The 21,878-nt window shown below is 46.8% G+C and carries 21 protein-coding genes and 1 other annotated feature; of the genes, 10 read left to right on the top strand and 11 right to left on the bottom strand.

Features of this window, described 5'->3' with window-relative positions; all coding sequences use genetic code 11:
* Positions 1–74: 74 nt before the first annotated feature.
* From plaP to ABLV66_RS08890, 4 genes are all read right to left on the bottom strand, one after another.
* On the bottom strand, positions 75–1,433 hold the full coding sequence (gene plaP / locus ABLV66_RS08905; RefSeq protein WP_015365827.1) for a putrescine/proton symporter PlaP: 1,359 nt from the start codon (positions 1,431–1,433) through the stop codon (positions 75–77).
* On the bottom strand, positions 1,423–1,485 hold the full coding sequence (yoeI, locus tag ABLV66_RS08900; protein ID WP_098949253.1) for a membrane protein YoeI: 63 nt from the start codon (positions 1,483–1,485) through the stop codon (positions 1,423–1,425). The genes plaP and yoeI overlap by 11 nt, the downstream gene beginning before the upstream one ends.
* Before the next feature lie 236 nt (positions 1,486–1,721).
* Positions 1,722–2,603: a LysR family transcriptional regulator gene (locus ABLV66_RS08895; protein ID WP_047078083.1), complete on the bottom strand. Its 882-nt coding sequence runs from the start codon at positions 2,601–2,603 to the stop codon at positions 1,722–1,724.
* A gap of 36 nt (positions 2,604–2,639) precedes the next feature.
* A complete protein-coding gene (locus tag ABLV66_RS08890; protein WP_045391752.1) occupies positions 2,640–3,464 on the bottom strand; it encodes an SDR family oxidoreductase in 825 nt (274 codons plus the stop codon).
* Positions 3,465–3,640: 176 nt separating this feature from the next.
* On the opposite strand from ABLV66_RS08890, the gene hisL reads away from it, so the two are divergent.
* The 9 genes from hisL (at position 3,641) to hisIE (ending at position 10,880) form a co-directional block, all read left to right on the top strand.
* Positions 3,641–3,691 (top strand): his operon leader peptide, encoded by a 51-nt coding sequence (hisL, locus tag ABLV66_RS08885; RefSeq protein WP_009654477.1) that lies wholly within the window; start codon positions 3,641–3,643, stop codon positions 3,689–3,691.
* Positions 3,667–3,789 (top strand) — a sequence feature (His leader region). Its footprint overlaps the gene before it by 25 nt.
* Positions 3,790–3,836: 47 nt before the next feature.
* The gene (gene hisG / locus ABLV66_RS08880; RefSeq protein ID WP_045379285.1) at positions 3,837–4,736 is read left to right on the top strand and encodes an ATP phosphoribosyltransferase; all 900 of its coding nucleotides are present in this window, start codon (positions 3,837–3,839) and stop codon (positions 4,734–4,736) included.
* A gap of 39 nt (positions 4,737–4,775) precedes the next feature.
* Entirely contained in the window at positions 4,776–6,080 is a 1,305-nt protein-coding gene (gene hisD, locus ABLV66_RS08875; RefSeq protein ID WP_063414436.1) for a histidinol dehydrogenase, read from the top strand.
* Positions 6,077–7,138, top strand: a complete 1,062-nt coding sequence (gene hisC, locus ABLV66_RS08870; RefSeq protein WP_348875985.1) for a histidinol-phosphate transaminase — start codon at positions 6,077–6,079, stop codon at positions 7,136–7,138. Before hisD ends, hisC begins: the two co-directional genes overlap by 4 nt.
* Complete coding sequence (gene hisB, locus ABLV66_RS08865; RefSeq protein WP_047066723.1) at positions 7,135–8,202, top strand: bifunctional histidinol-phosphatase/imidazoleglycerol-phosphate dehydratase HisB; 1,068 nt, start codon at positions 7,135–7,137, stop codon at positions 8,200–8,202. The genes hisC and hisB overlap by 4 nt, the downstream gene beginning before the upstream one ends.
* Entirely contained in the window at positions 8,202–8,792 is a 591-nt protein-coding gene (hisH, locus tag ABLV66_RS08860) for an imidazole glycerol phosphate synthase subunit HisH (RefSeq protein WP_045391767.1), read from the top strand. Before hisB ends, hisH begins: the two co-directional genes overlap by 1 nt.
* Complete coding sequence (gene hisA, locus ABLV66_RS08855) at positions 8,792–9,529, top strand: 1-(5-phosphoribosyl)-5-[(5-phosphoribosylamino)methylideneamino]imidazole-4-carboxamide isomerase (RefSeq protein WP_047045942.1); 738 nt, start codon at positions 8,792–8,794, stop codon at positions 9,527–9,529. Before hisH ends, hisA begins: the two co-directional genes overlap by 1 nt.
* Positions 9,511–10,287: an imidazole glycerol phosphate synthase subunit HisF gene (hisF, locus tag ABLV66_RS08850; protein ID WP_045391773.1), complete on the top strand. Its 777-nt coding sequence runs from the start codon at positions 9,511–9,513 to the stop codon at positions 10,285–10,287. Before hisA ends, hisF begins: the two co-directional genes overlap by 19 nt.
* Positions 10,281–10,880, top strand: coding sequence for a bifunctional phosphoribosyl-AMP cyclohydrolase/phosphoribosyl-ATP diphosphatase HisIE (hisIE, locus tag ABLV66_RS08845; RefSeq protein WP_315711187.1), 600 nt, complete (start codon positions 10,281–10,283; stop codon positions 10,878–10,880). The genes hisF and hisIE overlap by 7 nt, the downstream gene beginning before the upstream one ends.
* A gap of 75 nt (positions 10,881–10,955) precedes the next feature.
* On the opposite strand, the gene ABLV66_RS08840 is transcribed toward hisIE, so the two are convergent.
* Positions 10,956–12,560: a phosphoethanolamine transferase gene (locus tag ABLV66_RS08840; RefSeq protein WP_063447760.1), complete on the bottom strand. Its 1,605-nt coding sequence runs from the start codon at positions 12,558–12,560 to the stop codon at positions 10,956–10,958.
* 295 nt (positions 12,561–12,855) lie between these two features.
* On the opposite strand from ABLV66_RS08840, the gene ABLV66_RS08835 reads away from it, so the two are divergent.
* Entirely contained in the window at positions 12,856–14,034 is a 1,179-nt protein-coding gene (locus ABLV66_RS08835) for an acyltransferase family protein (protein WP_315711188.1), read from the top strand.
* Positions 14,035–14,084: 50 nt separating this feature from the next.
* Here ABLV66_RS08835 and ABLV66_RS08830 read toward each other — a convergent pair whose 3' ends face one another.
* The 6 genes from ABLV66_RS08830 to glf form a co-directional block, all read right to left on the bottom strand.
* Entirely contained in the window at positions 14,085–15,569 is a 1,485-nt protein-coding gene (locus ABLV66_RS08830; RefSeq protein ID WP_052766190.1) for a glycosyltransferase, read from the bottom strand.
* Positions 15,570–15,573: 4 nt separating this feature from the next.
* Complete coding sequence (locus ABLV66_RS08825; protein WP_348875987.1) at positions 15,574–16,743, bottom strand: glycosyltransferase family 2 protein; 1,170 nt, start codon at positions 16,741–16,743, stop codon at positions 15,574–15,576.
* Positions 16,744–16,909: 166 nt separating this feature from the next.
* Positions 16,910–18,664, bottom strand: coding sequence for a glycosyltransferase family 2 protein (locus ABLV66_RS08820; RefSeq protein WP_348875988.1), 1,755 nt, complete (start codon positions 18,662–18,664; stop codon positions 16,910–16,912).
* Positions 18,665–18,686: 22 nt separating this feature from the next.
* Positions 18,687–19,823: a glycosyltransferase family 4 protein gene (locus ABLV66_RS08815; protein WP_348875989.1), complete on the bottom strand. Its 1,137-nt coding sequence runs from the start codon at positions 19,821–19,823 to the stop codon at positions 18,687–18,689.
* A 6-nt stretch (positions 19,824–19,829) separates the two neighbouring features.
* Positions 19,830–20,720, bottom strand: coding sequence for a glycosyltransferase (locus ABLV66_RS08810; RefSeq protein ID WP_047045964.1), 891 nt, complete (start codon positions 20,718–20,720; stop codon positions 19,830–19,832).
* On the bottom strand, positions 20,717–21,868 hold the full coding sequence (gene glf, locus ABLV66_RS08805; RefSeq protein ID WP_047045968.1) for a UDP-galactopyranose mutase: 1,152 nt from the start codon (positions 21,866–21,868) through the stop codon (positions 20,717–20,719). Before glf ends, ABLV66_RS08810 begins: the two co-directional genes overlap by 4 nt.
* Between the last annotated feature and the right edge of the window lie 10 nt (positions 21,869–21,878).

The raw sequence follows: 21,878 nt of genomic DNA, 5'->3' as shown, positions 1-21,878 counted from the left end.
CGGGGATATTCAGCGGACGCCAGAAACAAAAAAGCCGGAGGTTTCCCTCCGGCTTTTGTTAGCATAAAGCGTGATTACGCAACGTCTTCGTATTGCGGTACCGGGTTGCGGAAGCTTTTGGTTACACACGCCAGGTAAATCAGACCGATACCGGCCCAGATCAGACCCAGGATCATCGAGCTCTCTTCCAGGTTAACCCACAGCGCGCCGACAGTCAGAGCGCCGCACATCGGCAGGAACAGATACTGGAAGTGGTCTTTCAGCGTCTTGTTGCGTTTCTCGCGGATCCAGAACTGCGAGATAACCGACAGGTTAACGAAGGTGAACGCCACCAGCGCGCCGAAGTTAATCAGCGCGGTCGCCATTACCAGGTCAAAGTTAATCGCCAGCAGCGCGATCGCGCCAACCAGGATGATGTTCATCGCCGGAGTGCGCCAGGTCGGATGCACGTAGCCGAAGAAGCTTTTCGGGAATACGCCATCGCGGCCCATTACGTACATCAGGCGCGCAACGCCAGCGTGCGCCGCCATACCGGAAGCCAGCACGGTGATAGTGGAGAAGATCAGCGCGCCCACCTGGAAGGCTTTACCTGCCACATACAGCATGATTTCAGGCTGTGAGGCATCCGGATCCTTAAAGCGCGAGATATCCGGGAAGTACAGCTGCAGGAAGTAGGTAGCAAAAATGAAGATCAGGCCGCCAATCAGCGCAGTCAGGAAGATAGCGCGCGGAATAACGCGTTCTGCATCTTTGGTCTCTTCAGACAGATTGCTGATGCCGTCAAAGCCGGTAAATGAGAAGCAGAGTATCGTCGCCCCGGTAATCATCGGGATAACGTGCGCATCGCCGGACCAGAACGGACGGCTGCTGGCCAGCGTACCGGCGCCCTCGCCTTCAAATACGCCATACACCACCATGCCGAGGATCACGGCAATCAGTACCACCTGCAACACCACGATAACGGTATTGAAGTTGGCGACGGACTTGATGCTGCGCAGGTTAAAGGCGGTCATAAACGCGACCAGCGCGATAACAAACACCCACGATGGAATCGAAGGCACCAGCGCTTCAAAGTAGATTTTCGCCAGCAGGATATTGATCATCGGCGCGAACAGGTAGTCGAGCAGAGAGGACCAACCCACCATGAAGCCAACGGTCGGGCTAATGGATTTCTGGGCGTAGGTATACGCTGAACCCGCGGAAGGATAGCGGCGTACCAGCTTCCCATAGCTCAGCGCAGTAAAAAGAATAGCGATTAACGCAAAGGCGTAGGCCGTCGGCACGTGGCCGTCGGTCATACCAGAGACGATACCGAACGTATCGAACAGCGTCATCGGCTGCATATAGGCCAGGCCCATCATTACAACCGGAACTAACGTAAGGGTTTTACGTAATTCCACGCGAGAGGTATTTGGAGTAGCGTTATGCGACATAGTTATCCCCTTTTACGGCGAAGGCCAGCGCGTAAGCAAAAAATTGCCCCATTTCTTTCTATTCCTCAGCGACAACGACTGTCGGTTTTTAGTAAATATCTATCCGGTACGAAGCCCGGCCTCTTGGTATTGAATGATGTGTCTTTCGACCAAAAAAATAACCGACACTTTAAAAAAAGCGTCGGCTAGTCTCTGGTTTTCAGGCTGCGTATTTTGCAACAACTTCTGGCTTAATGACAAGATGTTGTAAGGTTTATTAATAGGCTAAGAATTCTAACCGCCTAATATTCATACTATTTTAGTATTGTAGATCTGACGAATAGCACTATTTGCTAATATCGCTTGTAACCACCATTGCGCGGCAAGGCCAAAAACGTCTTCATTCCAGCCAATCCATGCCCGATGCAGCCGCGCGGGTGTGGTAATGCGTTTCTCGACCAATTTGCCCTTCTCCAGCCAGGCCTTAGCCAGATAACGCGGCAAGTAGGCCCAGCCCAGCCCGGCGCATACCAGCTCCAACAGGCCGTTCATATCAAAAACCGTCACACTCTCCTGCTTTTCGCTTTGCAGCAAACCGGCATCGCAGATAATCGCCCGATATCGCTGTAACACCCGCAAATTCAGCGGTTCCTTAGCCTGCGCCAGCGGATGATTAATCGCGACCACAAAACACAGATCCAGCTCGCCAAGCAGACTAAAACCATAACCCACCAGCGTTGGCGGCTCGTTAAGCGCGCCCAGCACCATGTCGACCTCGCCTGCCGCCATAGCATCCCAACCTCCAGCATTGGTGAATTGCAAACGGGTCACGTTGTGCTGTTGATAAAACTGTTCCATGAGTGAAGTTAAAAGAGAGAAAGGAAAAGTCATATCGACGCTGATGGTCAGGGTATTTTCCCAGCCCTGATGTAACCTGATAGCCTGCAGCTCAAGTTCACGAGCGGTATGAAGTAGCTCACGCCCCTTTTCCAACAGCATCTGCCCGGTGCAAGTAAAGCGCGCCCGATGGCCGCTACGATCCAGCAGTTGGATATTCAGATCGCTTTCTAGTTTATGGATGGTGTAGCTCAGCGCCGAGGGGGTTTTATAGAGCTTTGCCGAGGCCGCGGCAAAGCTCCCCTCTTTTTCTAAGGCATCAAGAATAACGAGGACATCCAGCAGTGGTTTCATCGCCCCCCCTTACGGTACGCGAATGCCTGCTGGTGGTTACTCCATCGGCATCACCAGCGGATCGGGGTACTGGTATTCAAAGCCAAGCTCATAGCAGATCCGGTTGCCATCAATGATTTTGCCTTTACCGCCTTCCGGGTTATCGGTAAATACCGGTAACGGCAGCCCAAGTTCACGGGCCATCTGCGGATAAAAGACACCTCGCGCCGGATGCATTGGCGCACATATATTATAGATGTGTCCGCCTTTCGGAGCCTGAAGCAATAACTCAATCGCGGCAATAACATCCTGCAGATGCACCAGATTGACCCCGTGCTGGCCATCCGGAGCCGATTTACCGGCAAAGAAACGCCCCGGGTGGCGAGAAGGCCCCACCAGCCCGGCGAGACGCAGAATATCCACCGAGGTACCCGGCAACGCATGCAGCCAGTCCTCCAGCTCTTTCAGAACCCTGCCGCTGGCGGTTTGCGGATCGCGCGGCGAATTTTCCTTCATCGTCCCTTCAGTATTGCCATAAACCGAGGTCGAACTGGTAAAAATAATGCGTGGAATATGCCGCGAGAGCGCGGTATCGACAATCTCCTGCACCGCCTGTAGATAAAAATCTTCCCCGGGGCCCGTGCGCCGCGCTGGTAACGTGATGACCAGCGCATCGACGTTCATCATCGCGTCCAGATCCTCAGCATCACAGATCAGCTGGGGGTCAAGACGCAGCGGATATCCTTCAATACCGCACATCCGCGCCGCCTCTACGCCATCCTGCGTCGTTTTACTGCCGGTGACATGCCAACCACGCGCGCGCAATGACAACGCAAGCGGCATGCCCAGCCACCCTAATCCGACAATCGCGACCTTTTTCATACCCTGGCTCCTGACTCATTCGCTGTGCTGATACTAGGCTACGCCAGCCTGCGAGACCTGACAATTTGTTCGACGAATATGAAATGAATTAATGATGGAAAAAAGGGCTTGCTTTATGCGCCGGAACTGGTTTAGGTTAAAAGACATCAAATGCATAGTCATTCAAAGAGAATTTTATGAACAGCGTTCAATTTAAAAACCACCATCATCACCATCATCCTGACTAGTCTTTCAGGCGATGTGTGCTGGAAGACGTTTGGATCTTCCAGTGGTGCATGAACGCAAAGAGAGCCCCCGGAAGATTCACTTCCGGGGGCTTTTTTTTGGACCGAATTCGGACAGATTCAGACAGGTATTCAGAGGAAAACAACAATGTTAGACAACACCCGTTTACGCATAGCTATTCAGAAATCAGGCCGTTTGAGTGAAGATTCACGCGAACTGCTCGGCCGTTGCGGCATTAAAGTCAACCTGCACACCCAGCGTCTGATCGCCCTTGCGGAAAACATGCCGATCGACATTCTGCGCGTTCGCGATGACGATATTCCGGGGCTGGTGATGGACGGCGTTGTCGACCTTGGCATTATCGGCGAGAACGTGCTGGAAGAAGAGCTGCTGAGCCGCCGCGCGCAGGGCGAAGACCCGCGCTATTTCACCCTGCGCCGTCTCGATTTTGGCGGATGCCGCCTGTCGCTGGCGACACCGGTGGATGAAAACTGGAATGGCCCGGCGGCGCTGGACGGTAAACGCATCGCCACCTCTTACCCGCACCTGTTAAAGCGCTATCTCGATCAGAAAGGTATCTCCTTTAAATCCTGTCTGCTGAACGGCTCCGTCGAAGTCGCCCCACGCGCTGGCCTTGCCGATGCCATCTGCGATCTCGTTTCTACCGGCGCAACCCTCGAAGCCAACGGCCTGCGCGAAGTTGAAGTGATTTATCGTTCCAAAGCCTGCCTGATCCAGCGCGACGGTGAGATGGACGATGCGAAACAGCAGCTGATCGACCGTCTGCTGACCCGTATTCAGGGGGTTATCCAGGCCCGCGAATCGAAATACATCATGATGCACGCGCCGACCGAACGGCTGGAAGAAGTGGTGGCGCTGCTGCCGGGCGCAGAGCGGCCAACTATTCTGCCGCTGGCAGGAGACAAACAGCGGGTAGCGATGCACATGGTCAGCAGCGAAACCCTGTTCTGGGAAACCATGGAAAAACTGAAAGCGCTGGGCGCCAGTTCTATTCTGGTGCTACCGATAGAGAAAATGATGGAGTAATCCAGCAATTCGTTTACGGGACAAACAGGGGAAATGACCATGAGCTTCAATACCATTATCGACTGGAATAGCTGCAGCGCCGCACAACAGCAACAACTATTAACGCGCCCGGCGATTTCAGCTTCCGAGAGCATCAGCAAAACGGTAGCCGGGATCCTCGCTAACGTAAAAGAGAATGGCGATGCCGCCTTACGCGAATATAGCGCCAAATTCGATAAAACCACCGTCACAGCGCTCAAAGTGTCTGACGAAGAGATTGCCGCCGCCGGCGCGCGCCTCAGCGACGAGCTCAAACAAGCGATGGCGGTGGCGGTCAACAATATCGAGATCTTTCACAACGCGCAGCAGTTGCAGGTTGTCGATGTTGAAACCCAACCCGGCGTTCGCTGCCAGCAGCTTACCCGCCCTATCGCCTCCGTCGGCTTATATATTCCGGGCGGTTCGGCGCCGCTGTTTTCAACGGTGCTGATGCTCGCCACACCGGCGCGCATTGCCGGCTGTCAGGAAGTGGTACTGTGCTCGCCGCCGCCGATTGCCGATGAAATCCTTTATGCGGCGCAGCTTTGCGGCGTGCGTAATATCTTTAACGTCGGCGGCGCGCAGGCTATCGCGGCAATGGCCTTCGGCACGGAATCGGTGGCGAAAGTCGCTAAAATCTTTGGCCCTGGCAACGCCTTCGTCACCGAGGCCAAACGCCAGGTCAGCCAGCGCCTTGACGGCGCGGCTATCGATATGCCCGCTGGCCCGTCGGAAGTTCTGGTGATTGCCGACAGCGGCGCGACGCCGGATTTCGTCGCCTCCGATCTGCTCTCGCAGGCGGAACATGGCCCGGATTCCCAGGTTATCTTGCTGACCCCGGACGCCGACATAGGCTCCCGGGTCGCCGCAGCGGTTGAACGTCAGCTAGCGGCCCTGCCGCGTGCCGAAACCGCGCGTGAAGCGCTTTCCGCCAGCCGTATTATTGTCGCCCGCGATCTCGCCCAATGTGTAGAGATCTCAAATCAGTACGGACCGGAGCACCTGATTATCCAGACCCGTAACGCCCGTGAACTGGTTGACGGTATCACCAGCGCCGGTTCGGTATTCCTCGGCGACTGGTCGCCAGAATCGGCAGGTGATTACGCCTCTGGTACCAACCACGTGCTGCCGACCTACGGCTACACCGCGACCTGTTCCAGCCTCGGTCTGGCTGATTTTCAAAAGCGCATGACCGTACAGGAACTGACGCGTGAAGGCTTCGCCGCCCTCGCCCCGACTATCGAGATCCTGGCCGCAGCCGAACTGCTGACCGCCCACAAAAACGCCGTAACGCTGCGCGTAGCCGCCCTTAAGGAGCAAGCATGAGCATTGAAGACTTAGCCCGCGCCAATATCCGCGCGCTGACGCCGTATCAATCCGCCCGCCGTCTTGGGGGGAAAGGCGACGTGTGGCTGAACGCCAACGAATTCCCCACCGCCGTGGAATTCCAGTTGACCGAACAGACGTTAAACCGCTATCCAGAACCACAGCCGAAGGCGGTTATCGAAAACTACGCGCAATATGCCGGCGTAAAACCAGAACAGGTACTGGTGAGCCGCGGTGCTGACGAAGGCGTCGAGTTGCTGATCCGCGCCTTTTGCGAACCGGGCGAGGACGCTGTCCTTTATTGCCCGCCAACCTACGGCATGTACAGTGTCAGCGCCGAAACCATCGGCGTTGAGTGCCGTACGGTGCCGACGCTCGCCGACTGGCAGCTCGATTTGCCGGGTATCGAAGCGAATCTCACCGGCGTGAAAGTTGTGTTTGTCTGCAGCCCCAATAATCCGACCGGGCAGATAATCAATCCGCAAGATTTCCGCGCCCTGCTGGAAATGACGCGCGGTAAAGCAATCGTGGTAGCGGATGAAGCCTATATTGAGTTCTGCCCCCAGGCATCTCTGGCGAACTGGCTGAGCGAGTACCCGCACCTGGCTATCCTGCGCACTTTATCGAAAGCCTTTGCGCTGGCCGGGCTGCGCTGCGGTTTTACGCTGGCTAACGCAGAGGTGATTAATGTACTGCTGAAAGTCATCGCGCCTTATCCGCTCTCGACGCCGGTCGCCGATATCGCCGCCCAGGCATTAAGCCCGGCAGGCATTGCCGCTATGCGCGCGCGCGTGGCGCAGATCATTGATGAACGCGCATACCTGGTCAATGCGCTGCGCGGCATCGCCTGCGTCGAGCAGGTTTTCGATTCCGAGACCAACTACCTGCTGGCGCGGATAACCGCCTCCAGCGCGGTGTTTAAATCTTTGTGGGATCAGGGCATTATCTTACGTGACCAAAATAAACAACCCTCATTAAGCGGCTGTTTGCGTATCACTATCGGTACCCGTGCAGAGAGCCAGCGCGTGATTGACGCTTTGACTGCGGAGAATGTATGACCCAGAAGTTTCTCTTTATTGACCGTGACGGTACGCTTATCTCTGAACCGCCGGTTGATTTTCAGGTAGACCGGTTTGAAAAACTGGCCTTCGAACCGCAGGTGATCCCGGCGCTGCTTAAGCTACAGCAGGAAGGCTATAAGCTGGTGATGATCACCAACCAGGATGGCCTTGGTACCGATAGCCTGCCGCAGGAGGAGTTCGACGGCCCGCACAACCTGATGATGCAGGTCTTCTCCTCGCAGGGCGTTAACTTTGAATCCGTGCTGATTTGCCCGCACATGCCTGGTGATAACTGCGACTGTCGTAAGCCGAAGACCCAACTGGTATTGCCGTGGCTGGAAGAGGGCGTAATGGATAAAGCCCACAGTTACGTCATCGGCGACCGCGCCACCGATATAGAGTTAGCGGATAACATGGGCATCATCGGCCTGCGCTATAACAGTGAAACGCTGAACTGGCCGACCATCTGCGAACAGCTGACCCGTCGCGACCGCTACGCTCACGTTGAGCGCATCACCAAAGAGACCCAGGTTGACGTTAAAGTCTGGCTGGATCGTGAAGGCGGCAGCAAGATCCACACCGGCGTGGGTTTCTTCGACCACATGCTCGATCAGATTGCCACCCACGGCGGCTTTCGCCTGGAGATTAACGTCGGCGGCGATCTTTACATCGACGATCACCACACCGTAGAAGATACCGGCCTGGCGTTAGGCGAAGCGCTGAAGCTGGCGCTGGGCGATAAGCGCGGCATTAACCGCTTTGGCTTCGTGTTGCCGATGGATGAATGCCTGGCGCGCTGTGCGCTGGATATCTCAGGTCGCCCACACCTCGAATATAAAGCTGACTTCACCTATCAGCGCGTCGGCGACCTGAGCACCGAGATGGTCGAACACTTCTTCCGCTCGCTCTCCTATACCATGGCGGTGACGCTGCACCTGAAAACCAAAGGTAAGAACGATCACCACCGCGTCGAGAGCCTGTTCAAGGCCTTTGGCCGTACGCTGCGCCAGGCCATTCGGGTCCAGGGCGACACGTTGCCATCTTCAAAAGGGGTATTGTGATGAACGTGGTGATCCTCGATACCGGGTGCGCCAACCTCAACTCGGTGAAATCTGCAGTGAGCCGCCATGGCTATGAGCCAGTGGTCAGCCGCGAGCCGGATGTTGTTCTGCGTGCCGATAAACTTTTTCTGCCCGGCGTCGGCACCGCGCAGGCTGCGATGGATCAGCTGCGCGAACGCGAGCTCATTGACTTGATTAAAGCCTGTACCCAGCCGGTGCTGGGGATTTGTCTCGGCATGCAGTTACTCGGTGCGCGCAGCGAAGAGAATAACGGTGTTGAGCTACTGGGCATTATTGATGAAGAAGTGCCGAAAATGACCGACCACGGACTGCCGCTGCCGCATATGGGATGGAACCGGGTCTATGCCAAAGCCGGCGATCGCCTGTTCCGCGGCATTGAAGAAGGCGCTTATTTCTATTTCGTCCATAGCTACGCCATGCAGGTCAATCCGTACACTATCGCCCAATGCAACTACGGCGAGGCCTTCACCGCGGCGGTACAGAAAGATAACTTCTTTGGCGTACAGTTCCACCCTGAGCGCTCAGGTAGCGCCGGTGCGCAACTGCTGAAAAATTTCCTGGAGATGTAATGATCATTCCAGCTTTAGATTTAATTGACGGTACCGTGGTGCGCCTGCATCAGGGCGACTATGGTCAGCAGCGCGACTATGGCAACGATCCGTTACCGCGCCTGCAATCCTATGCGGATCAGGGCGCGGAAGTATTGCATCTGGTTGATCTGACCGGGGCGAAAGATCCGGCAAAACGCCAGATTCCGCTGCTTAAGACCCTGGTTGCCGGCGTTACGGTACCTGTGCAGGTCGGCGGCGGCGTACGTACGCAAGAAGACGTTGCCGCACTGCTTGATGCCGGCGTGGCGCGCGTGGTGGTCGGTTCAACGGCAGTGAAATCGCCGGAGGAGGTCAAAGGCTGGTTTAAACGCTTTGGCCCCGAGCATCTGGTGCTGGCGCTGGATGTACGCATTGATGCCGAGGGTCATAAACAGGTGGCGGTGAGCGGCTGGCAGGAAAACTCTGGCGTCACTCTGGAAGAGCTGGTGGAAAGCTATCTGCCGGTCGGCTTGCAACATGTGCTGTGTACCGATATCTCCCGTGACGGTACTCTGGCGGGTTCCAACGTCTCTCTATATGAAGAGGTCTGCGCGCGTTATCCGCAGGTGGCGTTCCAGTCTTCCGGCGGGATCGGCGGTCTCAGCGATATCGCCGCGCTGCGCGGAACCGGCGTTCGCGGGGTGATCGTCGGCCGCGCGCTACTGGAAGGTAAATTCAACGTAACGGAGGCCATTCAATGCTGGCAAAACGGATAATCCCCTGCCTGGACGTCCGCGACGGTCAGGTAGTAAAAGGCGTGCAGTTTCGCAACCACGAAATTATCGGTGATATCGTTCCGCTGGCAAAACGCTATGCCGATGAAGGCGCGGATGAACTGGTGTTCTACGATATTACCGCCTCCAGCGATGGCCGGGTAGTCGATAAAAGTTGGGTATCGCGCGTAGCGGAAGTGATTGATATTCCGTTCTGCGTAGCCGGTGGAATTAAGTCGCTGGAAGACGCGGCGCAGATCCTCTCCTTCGGCGCCGACAAAATTTCAATTAACTCGCCTGCGCTTGCGGATCCAACGTTAATCACCCGTCTCGCCGATCGCTTTGGCGTGCAGTGCATCGTGGTAGGGATTGATACCTGGTTTGATGAACAGACCGGAAAATATCACGTTAATCAGTACACCGGCGATGAGAGCCGAACTCGCGTCACCCAATGGGAGACGCTGGATTGGGTACAGGAAGTACAAAAGCGCGGAGCGGGAGAAATTGTTCTCAACATGATGAACCAGGACGGCGTGCGCAACGGTTACGATCTGGATCAGCTCAGAAAGGTCCGTGAAGTGTGTAACGTTCCGCTGATTGCCTCCGGCGGCGCCGGTACCATGGAGCACTTCCTTGAGGCATTCCGCGACGCCAACGTCGATGGCGCCCTCGCCGCTTCCGTGTTCCATAAACAAATTATTAATATTGGCGAATTAAAAACGTTCCTGTCAGCCCAGGGCGTGGAGATCAGGGTATGTTGAGTGAACAGCTGGATTGGCAAAAAACCGACGGCATGATGCCGGCCATCATACAGCACGCTGAATCTGGCGAAGTGTTAATGCTGGGATATATGAATGAGGACGCGCTGGCGAAAACGCAAGAAAGCGGCAAAGTAACCTTCTACTCGCGCACCAAACAGCGCCTGTGGACAAAGGGTGAAACCTCCGGCAACTTTCTTAATGTGGTCAGCATCACCCCGGATTGCGATAACGATACCTTGTTAGTGTTGGTCAACCCGATAGGCCCGACCTGCCACAAAGGAACTTCAAGCTGCTTTGGGGAAACCGGACACCAGTGGCTGTTCCTCTATCAACTGGAACAACTGCTGGCCGGGCGCAAACATGCAGACCCGGAGAGCTCATACACTGCGAAACTGTATGCCAGCGGCACCAAACGTATTGCGCAAAAAGTTGGGGAAGAAGGCGTAGAGACCGCCCTGGCCGCGACGGTAAATGACAAGTTTGAACTGAAGAATGAAGCGTCAGACCTGATGTATCACCTGCTGGTACTACTTCAGGACCAGGGGCTGGATTTAGGGGATATTATCGATAATCTTAAGTCCAGACATAAGTAAATCGAAACATGCATTGAAGGGACTCTGGTTTAATATGATCATCCTTTAAACCAGAGTCTATGTATTAACCGCCGATTAAGGATGTTGCGGTAAGGGCACATCCCTTAATTCAGAGAAACGAATAGCATCTTCTTTTTCATTCAGCACGAAATCAGAATTTTTTACCGCGTCTTTCATATGCTCATCAGAAACAGCATAACCCATCATTTCTAACACCAGGAATTTGGTTAAATCAGATGAGAAGTAGTGGTTGTTGTTGCGCAATTGTTCAGCCTTCGCACACCAGGACGCATCATTCATCAGCAATGGAATTTTATACATTTCATTATCACTGGATGGAAAACCATGTCCCTGCCCCACAACTTCCCCATGGTCTGATACATAAACCAACTTGTAATCTTTAAGATAGGTATCAGCAAGGGTAAAAATACTCTTTAAGGTATCATCGACGTTATAAATAGACGCATCATAATCATCAACCATCGGGTTGTCCGCTTCCCCTCTACGGTCAGAATAAGGCAAATGGTTACCCATCAGATGAATGACGTAAAAATTTCTCTCTTGCGATTGCTTAAAATAATGCTTGATTGCCGGTAATAACTTTTCGTCCTGCCCCTCGTTAACTGGGAAACGGGTATTATTATCTTCCGGAGTTTGCAGTACTTCAGCATATTTTGCCAGATAACCGAAAGGCTTGTTCCACATGTTGTTTTGCATCTGAGAGTCGAACCAGTACGTATGGTAGCCCTGCAATTGTGCCATCTCGATAAGATTCTTAAATTTAAACAAGTTGCCACGCTGCAAGGGCGTTTCAAAAGAAACCAGCATCGGTACAGCAAGTCGTGTTTGCGCAGCCGGAGAGTGAACGTTATTAACGACACATATTTGTCCATCTCTATCCATCTGCGATAAGTTTGGCGTAGTATCTTTTCCATAGCCGTAAATACCATAGCGGCCAGGGTTAGATGATTCGCCAATCACATATATAATGTTCTGGCTACCTTCAGTCTCTTTTTTAATATAATCAGGATATTCTTTATGCTCTATCTTTTTGTATTTAACATCATCAACTATATTTTCAGCGATAATCGACACTGAGGAAACAAGAGGTCCAAAAAAAATCTTGTACTGATCGATGTATGGCTGCGAAATAAAAGTTGGTGAATATTCGATATTATTGATAAAGAATTTAGTCCCCCAAAAACTAACACCATCTATCACAGGCTTTGAAAGAATAAGGATAAGACTAATAGTCAAAATAACACGTTCTTTAACAGAATAGCGTGCTTTTGGTATTTTAATAGATAACAACGAAAGCGCAAAAAGTATGAAAAGAAAACCTACCAGAAATTTTAGACCAAAGGTTTGTACGGTACCTAATGAAACGGAAAGGCCAACCCCGAAGGTTGACATAACCATACTAGTTGAGAGTCCACCATATTTCTGATAGATAAAGTAAGTCAAAAACGTGATCAATGAAACAAAAACCACCAGACTATTTCTGATTATTTTATTACGAATACAAAAAATCAAACGCAAGAAAATAAAAACAGAGAAAAAAGTGGTAAAAAATATATTTGTAGGTTCAAACCAACACAACACAAGGGACAGAAAAAACAGTATAAAATATAAAAAACGTCTGGTTTTTAAATACTCTAAACATCTAAAAAAAACGCTCATGCAAACTCCGAAATAAAGCAACTTATTATTGTGCATTGTAATGTTGCTATTTTAACACACTGAACCTCACTGACAAATATCACTCCATTGATCCTGGATAATGAAAGCGTTTAAAAATAATTTATTCGGCATGATGGGTGCTGCACTCCGGGCTTAATTTCACATACTTAAGAAAATTTAATGTTAAATCAACTATCGTGAGACCGATCACAACAACAAAAAAATAACCACCAGTTAACATCAGTGTGGTAATATAAACAAATACCGTCAGGTTCTGCTTCTTGACGCGTTGGTTATGGAACACAACAAAAATAAAGCCAAACAGGCTACGGGGTCTCACTTGCAACATTATAAACATCTCGACGGACTCCGCGGAGTCGCGTCGCTTGTCGTCGTGCTTTACCATATGGATGTATTTATGGGGGTGCTGGTATCGCCAAATGGATTATATTCGCAAAACTCAGTATGGTGGCAGATATATCGAAGAATTTTGGATGGGAACTTCTCAGTTTGTCTATTTTTCGTAATGAGTGGTTATGTGTTGCTCATTGGCTTTTATAAGCGGCAAAACGACCTTTCTTATCTTAAAGAAAGCTTTATAAAAAGATACTTTAGACTTACCCCACTGGTACTCGCTTCAGTCATTCTGGCTGTTGTTTTACAAAATACGATAGGCTTCCATAATGCCGAAATGGCGGCGATCGTCGGTGGACACGAGTGGTTAAAATCTAACTATCAATCAGAACTCACACTAACTGGAGCCATATACAATGGTCTGTATTCTGCTTACATAGGCGATACCTCCTATAATGGCCCACTCTGGACGATTAAAATAGAGTTAATGGGGTCACTTTTTCTGTATCTCTATGCCGCATTATTTTTTGTCAAAAAAAACGGTGCCCACATCATAATATCAGCAATACTTATCTATCTGATTGAACCGACACTTGGCTGCTATTTGATACTATTTATCATTGGCGGTACTATTTTGGTATATAACATAAAATTTGAACCTAAGTTTATTCTTCCAGCCAGTATATTAACAGTTGTTCTTGCAACAGAAAATCCGTGGACAATTGAAATTAACTTCTTAAATGAACTCACAGGTTTTAGTAAAGAAAGTTTAGCCACATTCTGTCACTCAATCGCAGCAGTAGTTTTATTATTAATAGCTAATACATCATCAAAACTTTCAAATTATCTGTCCAGATCTGTATTTACTTTTCTGGGTAAGATCTCATTTTCCTTATATGTATTTCATATCCCTATTATCATGAGTATTGGAACGGCATTATTTGTTTATTTACATGATGCAGGTATTACTAACCAATTTGCTAGTATAATAAGCACATTAGTCAGTTTATTATTTTGTGTGCTTATCTCATGGTTTGGCTATACATTCATTGATAAACCATCTACAAAAATTGCATCTTTAGTAGGCGACAAGCTGAATATGAGAGCCAGCCAATTATAAAAAAAAAGCCGCGAAAGAAATCTTTCGCGGCTTTTAATAAGGTAGAAGAGTTAGAATGTTTTAGCTTTTAGCAGCTTTAAATAAAACATAAATCTTTCTCTTCCTTTATTTTTGGCTATTACCAGCATATCAAATTTAGACAAAATCTTCTTAGATGCAAAAATTTGTGCCAGAACCTGTTTAAAATATTCATCCTTGAATTTCGCTTCAATGACACTCCAGGCCCAGAAGTGGACATCAAGTTCTAACTCAAATAATTTACGTTCTTCATCATAGTTGAACGTATCCGAGTTACGACTGTAGATCCAATCAAAAATAGGGAAATGAACATAAAGTCGGTCATCTCGCACAGAAATATCCTGACCTAAGCGCCCTTGACGATAATAGTAATAATCAAAAGGTATATTAGCAATAATCTTGGCGTTTAAAAAAGTCTCGAACTGGAAAGGTAAATCATCAAACCGACGAATATGCTCAGGGAAAGAAATTCCTTTGTTTTTCAGCATGTCAGCAGAGTAAATACGACGCCACATTGTTGGGCGCTCGCGTAGTAAATCCAGACGGCTGAGATTGATGTCCAGTGGGAATTTAACTATTTCACCGGTCTCATAAGCTTCTTTATAGCCACACTGGGAAATGTCAGCATTTTTCATCACCGCGGCACGGAACAAATCTTCATACATCTGAAGATCGCACCAATCATCGCCGTCAACAAAACCAATATATTGCCCTTTGGCCTGGCTAACGCCGGCATTTCTTGCCGTCGCGCACCCACCATTGGCTTTATGGATAACTTTCACTCTGCCTGGGTATCTCGCAGCCCAGGCGTCAGCTTTCTCACCAGAATCATCCGGTGTACCATCATCGACGACTAAAATCTCTAAACTTTCAATAGACTGATTTGCCAGGGACTCAATGCACTGGTCGATATAGGCGCTGATATTATATGCGGGTACGACCACTGAAACTTCATACTCATACTTCTGGCGACTACCCGCGAGAGGTTGGTGTTGATCCTGAATGCGCCAGTAAAAAGTATCCGCCGCACGCGCGCATTGACGATAAACAATTAACGGATCAACATCGTACTGATTGAATTCACCACAAATATGGTCAAGTTTCCACTGTGCAGTAACATACTCCAGAGCTGCCCGGGTAAATGCAGGAAGAGAAATACGAACACTAACGTGACGCTCACCAATCAACTCATTAATTTCAGGGTTGGAGAAATTATCAAACAGATAGACACGTTCTTTCAATTCAGGGTTTTTATTTAATAGTTCCTGAATACGTTTAAACTTGCTTGCATTAGATTCAACAACAATTATCGCGCGCGGCTTGCTGTTATAAAATGCAACCAGGAGCTCCAGACCAGTATAAGTACCGACAAAAGCCAAAACATCACTTTCGCAAGAAAGCAAATCTACGCCAAAAAAGCTTCGCTCGATGATATGCTTGTGTTGTGCTAACTCATCATGGCTAATTGCTGAAGGTAGTTTATTTAGATATGCATTCAATTGTGTTCTATTGATCATTTTATTAACCTACTACCCGTTTTCCGAACTTATTTTTTGCAAATCGCAAAGCTTTTTTGAAGATCAATTTATTGACATCAATGTTTGCAGTAGAAATAGCCTTCAACAGTTTAAATTTTGTTGATAGCGTTTGCTTACCAGTACTGTACTCTGTGAGAAAATCCGTTGCGCCATTGAAAAATGCCAACATAAGAATAAACTCTCTGTTACGCTCCGCAAAACCTAAGGAAGTTTTTAAGCGCGAACGCACGCCCGGATTTGATACAGAAAACAGATCCACACCTTGCTGGAAGTAACGACGTCGATCATTCAGAGTTGTATATCTACCACACCAGAAAATCATTTTAAATATTAGCGACATTACGCAATATTGCTGATATGCATTGAGACCTTTAACTTCAGGCTTCTGCAATAACTCTTTCGCGGTCTTAATTATATCAAATCGCTTTTCGCTTTTTTGATCCGTAATCTTCCCTTCACGATTAACTCGGTAAAAATAGCCGACAGTATCTATCATGCCAATTTTTGTTGCGTTAACCAGACTTACAATATGAGGAGTAACGTCTTCAAAATGAATCCCTACCGGGAAGATAGTTATATACTTGTCAAAAAACTCTTTCTTAAGGATTCGGTTGTTGGTGTTAGGTTCAAGACTGAGGATTTGCGGATATGCTGCAATATTTACTGTCTTCTTCAGCTCACCACCTAAAATGTGATCCCAAGTCGCTGCATCATAGAACGGATACGAATCTTTTGTTTGGTTGTCGTAAACGTATGAACGATATAATACAATATCAAGATCGTCAGACTCGGCAAATTCCAGGGAATCAAGAACAGCTTTTTCGTTCAACCAGTCATCACTATCACAGAAAGAAATATATTGGCCATTCGCGTAGCGTAAGGCCGTGTTTCTGGCCTCTGATAGCCCTTTATTTTCCTGTGATACGAAAATTGCGTTACCTTTATAGGTATCAAGCCATTGCTGAACAACTTCGACACTATTATCAGTACTGCCATCATTTACAATGATAAGTTCTATTTGATCATTACCATTTTTATCAAATGAAGATAAAGTCTTCTCCACAAAACCAGAAGTATTATAGACTGGTACTATAATAGACAATTTTGGTATAACCTTTGATTGTCGAGTATCACAAACTATCATGTCGCTCATTACTGTCTCTTGTATAAATATATTTAACTTCAGACTAGATTGTAGAAACTAGCCAAATCAAAATGAGTATCTTCCGTATAAATAAATATCCCAAACCCTATCAGCAAGAAGAAATATTTAACTATGACAATATAATCATTACGAATAAAGAAAATATCATCAACATTTAAATAAAATATTTCTTCCAAAAATTCTCAGACGTTAAGTACGAGATCTTCTTTCCATACTCTTCTGCAACAGCATTATAGGTAAAGAACCCTTTGCTAATGGCCCACAATGTTTTAATGATCAACTTAGCACAGCGTAATTTATCCTGCTTCAGTACGATAAAACTACCCTCAGTAGTTTCATAGTAAACTTCAGCATTCAAAAAAACCTGTTTTGTCGGATGAATTTCTGTGTTAGGGATTCGTACCCTATTTCCAGCCATAATAAACCCAGGAACCAGATGACCATTGAGAAGAAACAGCCTGATTATCTTCGCCCATTTGGACTCGGGGCTATCACGGTCAGTTTTTTTCACGCCGTTACCCTGCTCAACTTCACCTGGCAATTCATCTTTCGACAGCTCACTAATCCGTCTACGCGCTTTTTGCGCATCCGCATCGTCAATCCAGAAATCAGGGCCTTGCATTACATCTGAATAAGCTTCAATGATAGCCTCAGCCGAAGAATAACGGTATGAAAAGCATAGCAAAAGTACTTTTGCTAATATCCAAAAAGCTATCTGTCTTCTTTTCTGTGATGACGGGTATACAAATGCAGGAACCAACAGACCTCTAACGCTCAAATATTCAACTAATGCGCTATATTTTTGATTAAAATTCATCTGCCACGACGCAATGCCATTGAGAGTAACGATCGGGTAAGCATGCATTATCCCGAATAAAATGTCATCGCCGCGGACGAAGAAAGGAAAAGCATAGTATTTTATCGCTGATACTTTGAAAGCGCAGAACCACCATGCTGCGTAATTGGCTTGTCCGTCCTCTTTATTAAACACATCCAGGCCACTTGGTGTTGAGACATCAACACCATTTTTTAAAGGCCGCATTCGTATCTGTTTATAAGGATAAATAGCACCTGCCTCGTAAACCGTTTGAGGTTTATCCTCATATAGCATACTGCCTGCTATCATCTGTTCATCTTTTTTTGAAAAACACATGAACCAATATGCTCTTTTAATACTTTCGATTTCACAGGATGCGTCATCATCCATAAAGATACAATAAGTTTCTTTATTGTTCTTTTTCACCTCAAATAAACCACGAGTGAAACCACCGGCCCCCCCCATGTTTTTATTTTTTATATAAGTAACATTAGGTCTTGGCTCTAAACCTAAATTGCATCCATTATCAATAACATATACATGAAATTTTGACTGACCAACACTGTCGGAAAATAAGTTTTTCTCAAATCTCGACAATGTCGATAATAATGCTGCCTGTCGATTATAAGTCGTGATGACAATCGCTAACTTACCAAAATCCTCTACTGCCCCATATGTAGTAAAAGAAAAACTCCTGATTTCACTATCATCAATCGACGACCAGTAAAAATAAAGCCTACCGTCACGACATTCAGTTAATTCTAAATTATCTAGTGTGAATGCCCCTTCAATTTCGCGTTGAAATACTTTTTTTAATATATCTTTCGTTTTTAAGAAAATTGTGGCGATACCTCTGCCAACAACATCAACTTTGAACCCAATCTGTTTAACTGTTGTGTGTTTCGACCACTTCTGGAGATCAAATGAATTATAAAAAGTATCAAAGCAAATGTCATGATTCCTCGATACTCTGACGTACCCTGCATCACTATAGCATGTAGATACATTATCAGATAAAAAATACAGAGCGCTAATTTCACGGTGGTGTATATCAGGGAATACTGATGACTGTAATGCAATATTATTATTCATAACCTAACCGCATAAGTATTTTTCAGCGCTGAAACAGCTCTTCATATACTTGTAATGTTTTATCAATAACAATTTCTGATGTATAATGATTGACAATATTTTCCCTGGCATTGATACCCATTTTTTGTCTGTCATCATCTTCATTTATCAATGCTTTAATTCTCGCGGCCAGTTCTTTGACATTTTTGCGTTCAACTATATAACCATTATAGCCGTCTTTAATTAGTGAGTTACACCCACCATTATCATAGACAACACAAGCTCTACCTACGGCACCAGCCTCAAGCAGAATTCGCGGTACACCTTCGGGATATACAGAAGGAAGAGCAACAATATTTGCCCCAGCAATCAATTCTCTAATATCATCTCGAGTACCTAACCAGACGATATCGCCTGCTGCGTGCCATTTTTCTATTTGCCCCAAGGTAATCCCATCGTCATCATTCTCAACAATGATACCTGCAACCTGAATAGTACAATCTATCCCTTCTAACTTCAGGATCCTTTTTGCCTTAATGAGATCAAGTAATCCTTTACTATGTAGCATACGACTGGCAAAAAGTATTATTCCATGAGTCAATTTCGGTTCTTGCTGGTATGAAAAATAACTGATATTAACCCCGGCGCCATCAATGACCTTTGCTTTCTCTTCTTTGACTCCCAGCAGAGAAAGTATTTTTCTTTTATCTTCTCGATGTTCAAATATTATTTTACAATCAACATTTGAGAACAAATATCGATATAACCTGAGGACAAGCCAACGTAATATTTTAAAAATGAGTTGCTCACTCTCAAACACTCGCCCTAGCCCTACAAAACTATAAACAAGTTTAGTTTTGTGATATTTGGCCCACAGACAACTTATGATCCCAGGTTTAATCGTAATGCAATGAAGGATATCAGGATTAACGCCTTTCAATATCCTCGAGGCATTAATAAAGCCTTTGATAAAAGCAAAAGGATTGATGCTTTTCTCATTAATTTGACTATTAACGCAGTGAAATCCTAATGCGGTGAGTCTGTTTGAAATTGCATCATCTACAAAATTTGCAATAACATAGACATCATATCCATTATTTAATGCAGCAATTCCTCTTTCGAGCCAATGAAGTTCAAAATACCAGGCAGAGTTAACAAAATAGCATAATTTCTTTTTCATAGCGGATTATGCACCTCTACCTTTTGGCTTCCAGAAACCATCCTTGATTCCATTATAGACATTAATCATACATTCTTTCCGCTTTTCATGCTTCAGTGCTGTAAATATATACTTCAACAACCTTAATGAAACATCAAATAAGGTGAAAGGCGAATTGTCCTGGAATATTTTACGGGACAAGATAAGGTTTCTACTTAAATAATATAGTTTCCATGGGGCTATTAATTGATTAGTAGTATCAATATCATGGACAATACATAATTCAGGAAGGTAAATAATAGGCGTACGCTGCAGGACCAGATGATGACCAAAATAAACATCGTCAAAATAGATAAAAAGCTCATCATATATAAACGATATAGATTTCTTTAGTGTCTCCTGACTTATCAACATTCCTACAAATGATACGCTCACCACGGTCTCTTGCTGGCTTCCGTCAGGAATAAAACGTGCAGGATTAACTCTGTAAGCGATATTTCCCCAAAAACCATTAGGAATTTTCTTCCAGGGTATATTCATCTTGCAGCATTTGTCTGATGTATCCACCACCGTGCAGACATAGACATTTTCACTCGATAAATCAAGTGACTGAAAAGCTACGCCAAAATCTTTCTTCGGATACGCATCATCATCGTAAAATAGAACCCAATTAGTGTTCAAATTTTGCGTTATCCATTGCGCTCCATATTTAAAACCGCCAGCCCCACCATCATTCATCTCCCGATGTAAAACTATAACTCGTTCATCGCAAACAGAATTAAGATAGGCTTGAGTGTCGTCGGTTGATGCATTGTTAACCACAACTATATATTGAAAAGGCAACGCCAGCGTTGCCTCTATTGTTGTTTTTAACTTTTCTAACCGATTATAAGTGACGATTAGAGCAGCTACATTCATCTGACTTTGACCGTGAACACAGGCATCACAGAATTCTGTTCTAATGACTTAAGATAAGTTCGCCCAGTTTCCAGAGCTTCAGCAATAGTTACATCCATATCAAGATAGCGGTATGTACCCAGACGACCAACAAAGGTAATATTCGCTTCTTTTTCGGCGCGATCGAGATAGTTTTGCAGCATAGCCATCTCCCCTACCTGACGAATTGGGTAATACGGAATATCCTCAGGCTCACATGAGCGACTAAACTCGCGATAGCAGATTGATTTTTCATGACTTTCCCATGGCGCAAAGTACTTATGCTCAGTAATACGAGTATAAGGCACTTTTTGCTCACCATAATTCATTACCGCACATCCCTGATAATCACCGTCGGTTCGGAAAGCATCGAAATCCAAGGTGCGATAGCCCAGACGTCCCATATCATATTTATAAAAACCATCCAGCGCGCCACTATAAAATACATGGTCATATTCGCCACGAGTGGTTTCATCAAACAGGGTGTTTAAAGCCACTGAAATATTTTTATGATCTAATATCTTATCTACGATTACCGTGTAGCCGTCTTTTGGCATCCCCTGATATTTATGATTAAAGTAGTTATCATCATAATTAAATCGTACAGGCAGACGCTTAAGAATTGAAGCCGGGAGCTCCGACGGAGACATCCCCCACTGTTTGATTGTGTAACCTTTAAAAAAGGCTTCATAAAGTTCTTTGCCGACAAAACGCAGTGCCTGCTCTTCAAATGTTGCAGGTTCTTCTATCGTTTTATCACTCTTTTCATCAATTAATTTACGTGCTTCGGTTGGGGAGCACGTGGTATGGAAGAACTGATTAATTGTGTGTAAGTTGATTGGTAAGGAAAATACTTGCCCATTGACCGTCGTCTTCACCCGGTTCACATAAGGCATCATTTCCGTGTATTGGTTGATGTACTCCCAAACCTCAGCATTGTCAGTATGGAAAATATGAGGGCCATAGGTATGAACCATAACGTTGGTTTCACTATCCCGCTCACTATAGCAGTTACCAGCAACATGCGGCCGGCTGTCAATAATCGTCACCTGATGACCTGCTTCAGCCAATAAGCGACCAATAACCGCGCCTGAAAATCCTGCGCCGACAATAAGTACATTCTTCTGCATTAGTTTTTCC

The organism is Klebsiella sp. CN_Kp073, assembly GCF_040065495.2.
Classification (GTDB): Bacteria; Pseudomonadota; Gammaproteobacteria; order Enterobacterales; family Enterobacteriaceae; genus Klebsiella; species Klebsiella aerogenes.
Note: the sequence above shows the minus strand (reverse complement) of the source record. Positions and strands in the feature narration are given on the sequence as shown.

Bases quoted from the DNA above. Each gene is read 5' to 3' on its own strand.
- plaP (WP_015365827.1), bottom strand. From the start codon at position 1,433: ATGTCGCATAACGCTACTCCAAATACCTCTCGCGTGGAATTACGTAAA.
- ABLV66_RS08895 (WP_047078083.1), bottom strand. From the start codon at position 2,603: ATGAAACCACTGCTGGATGTCCTCGTTATTCTTGATGCCTTAGAAAAA.
- ABLV66_RS08890 (WP_045391752.1), bottom strand. From the start codon at position 3,464: ATGAAAAAGGTCGCGATTGTCGGATTAGGGTGGCTGGGCATGCCGCTT.
- hisG (WP_045379285.1), top strand. From the start codon at position 3,837: ATGTTAGACAACACCCGTTTACGCATAGCTATTCAGAAATCAGGCCGT.
- hisD (WP_063414436.1), top strand. From the start codon at position 4,776: ATGAGCTTCAATACCATTATCGACTGGAATAGCTGCAGCGCCGCACAA.
- hisC (WP_348875985.1), top strand. From the start codon at position 6,077: ATGAGCATTGAAGACTTAGCCCGCGCCAATATCCGCGCGCTGACGCCG.
- hisB (WP_047066723.1), top strand. From the start codon at position 7,135: ATGACCCAGAAGTTTCTCTTTATTGACCGTGACGGTACGCTTATCTCT.
- hisH (WP_045391767.1), top strand. From the start codon at position 8,202: ATGAACGTGGTGATCCTCGATACCGGGTGCGCCAACCTCAACTCGGTG.
- hisA (WP_047045942.1), top strand. From the start codon at position 8,792: ATGATCATTCCAGCTTTAGATTTAATTGACGGTACCGTGGTGCGCCTG.
- hisF (WP_045391773.1), top strand. From the start codon at position 9,511: ATGCTGGCAAAACGGATAATCCCCTGCCTGGACGTCCGCGACGGTCAG.
- hisIE (WP_315711187.1), top strand. From the start codon at position 10,281: ATGTTGAGTGAACAGCTGGATTGGCAAAAAACCGACGGCATGATGCCG.
- ABLV66_RS08840 (WP_063447760.1), bottom strand. From the start codon at position 12,560: ATGAGCGTTTTTTTTAGATGTTTAGAGTATTTAAAAACCAGACGTTTT.
- ABLV66_RS08835 (WP_315711188.1), top strand. From the start codon at position 12,856: ATGGAACACAACAAAAATAAAGCCAAACAGGCTACGGGGTCTCACTTG.
- ABLV66_RS08830 (WP_052766190.1), bottom strand. From the start codon at position 15,569: ATGATCAATAGAACACAATTGAATGCATATCTAAATAAACTACCTTCA.
- ABLV66_RS08825 (WP_348875987.1), bottom strand. From the start codon at position 16,743: ATGAGCGACATGATAGTTTGTGATACTCGACAATCAAAGGTTATACCA.
- ABLV66_RS08820 (WP_348875988.1), bottom strand. From the start codon at position 18,664: ATGAATAATAATATTGCATTACAGTCATCAGTATTCCCTGATATACAC.
- ABLV66_RS08815 (WP_348875989.1), bottom strand. From the start codon at position 19,823: ATGAAAAAGAAATTATGCTATTTTGTTAACTCTGCCTGGTATTTTGAA.
- ABLV66_RS08810 (WP_047045964.1), bottom strand. From the start codon at position 20,720: ATGAATGTAGCTGCTCTAATCGTCACTTATAATCGGTTAGAAAAGTTA.
- glf (WP_047045968.1), bottom strand. From the start codon at position 21,868: ATGCAGAAGAATGTACTTATTGTCGGCGCAGGATTTTCAGGCGCGGTT.